This is a genomic window from Marinobacter manganoxydans MnI7-9, from assembly GCF_000235625.1.
Lineage (GTDB): Bacteria > Pseudomonadota > Gammaproteobacteria > Pseudomonadales > Oleiphilaceae > Marinobacter > Marinobacter manganoxydans.
Genome location: NZ_AGTR01000061.1, coordinates 1 through 1,845, shown reverse-complemented (window position 1 = coordinate 1,845; position 1,845 = coordinate 1). Strand labels below are relative to the sequence as shown.

The following is a 1,845-nucleotide window of genomic DNA, read 5'->3' as shown; positions in this document are numbered from 1 at the left end:
GGGTGTGGATTCGTGATCAGTTGTCTTGGGGTTATATAGTCAAGCAACTAAGCGCATACGGTGGATGCCTTGGCAGTCAGAGGCGATGAAAGACGTGGAAGCCTGCGATAAGGTTCGGGGAGCTGGCAAACAAGCTGTGATCCGGGCATTTCTGAATGGGGAAACCCACCGACTTTCGGGTCGGTATCTTGCACTGAATACATAGGTGTAAGAGGCGAACCGGGGGAACTGAAACATCTAAGTACCCCGAGGAAAAGAAATCAACCGAGATTCCCTAAGTAGCGGCGAGCGAACGGGGATTAGCCCTTAAGCTAGACAACTGGTAGGAGAAGGCTCTGGAAAGTGCCGCCATAGTGGGTGATAGCCCCGTATCCGAAACCTGAGTCTGGTGAAATCGAGTAGGACGGGACACGTGATATCCTGTCTGAACATGGGGGGACCATCCTCCAAGGCTAAATACTCCTGACTGACCGATAGTGAACCAGTACCGTGAGGGAAAGGCGAAAAGAACCCCTGTGAGGGGAGTGAAATAGATCCTGAAACCGTATGCGTACAAGCAGTCGGAGCGGACTTGTTCCGTGACGGCGTACCTTTTGTATAATGGGTCAGCGACTTATGTTCAGTGGCGAGGTTAACCGTTTAGGGGAGCCGTAGGGAAACCGAGTCTGAATAGGGCGATTTAGTCGCTGGGCATAGACCCGAAACCGGGCGATCTATCCATGAGCAGGTTGAAGGTGCCGTAACAGGCACTGGAGGACCGAACCCACTGTCGTTGAAAAGCCAGGGGATGACTTGTGGATCGGAGTGAAAGGCTAATCAAGCCCGGAGATAGCTGGTTCTCCCCGAAAGCTATTTAGGTAGCGCCTCGGACGAATACCACAGGGGGTAGAGCACTGTTTCGGCTAGGGGGTCATCCCGACTTACCAACCCGATGCAAACTCCGAATACCTGTGAGTACTATCCGGGAGACACACGGCGGGTGCTAACGTCCGTCGTGAAGAGGGAAACAACCCAGACCGCCAGCTAAGGTCCCCAAGTACCAGTTAAGTGGGAAACGATGTGGGAAGGCTCAGACAGCTAGGAGGTTGGCTTAGAAGCAGCCATCCTTTAAAGAAAGCGTAATAGCTCACTAGTCGAGTCGGCCTGCGCGGAAGATGTAACGGGGCTCAAACTGGTCACCGAAGCTGCGGCTGCATACTTTGTATGCGGGGTAGGGGAGCGTTCTGTAAGCCTGCGAAGGTGTGTTGAGAAGCATGCTGGAGGTATCAGAAGTGCGAATGCTGACATGAGTAACGACAATGCGGGTGAAAAACCCGCACGCCGGAAGACCAAGGGTTCCTGCGCAACGCTAATCGGCGCAGGGTGAGTCGGCCCCTAAGGCGAGACCGAAAGGTGTAGTCGATGGGAAACGGGTTAATATTCCCGTACCTTGGATAGCTGCGATGGAGAGACGGAGAAGGCTAGGTGAGCCGGGCGACGGTTGTCCCGGTTTAAGCGAGTAGGGAGTGGACTTAGGCAAATCCGGGTCCACAATCTCGAGACGCGACGACGACTGCTCTTAGAGCGGGAAGTCATTGATGCCCTGCTTCCAGGAAAATCTTCTAAGCTTCAGGCTATTCGAGACCGTACCCCAAACCGACACAGGTGGTCAGGTAGAGAATACCAAGGCGCTTGAGAGAACTCGGGTAAAGGAACTAGGCAAAATGGTGCCGTAACTTCGGGAGAAGGCACGCTGGTGGTAAGTGAAATCCCTGCGGGTGGAGCTGAAGCCAGTCGAAGATACCAGGCCCCTGCGACTGTTTATTAAAAACACAGCACTGTGCAAACACGAAAGTGGACGTATAC

At 53.7% G+C, this 1,845-nt stretch carries 1 rRNA gene; it reads left to right on the top strand.

Annotated features, from left to right (window positions below):
• Positions 1-37 precede the first annotated feature (37 nt).
• Positions 38-1,845, top strand: a 23S ribosomal RNA gene (locus tag KYE_RS14615); the annotation flags it as partial.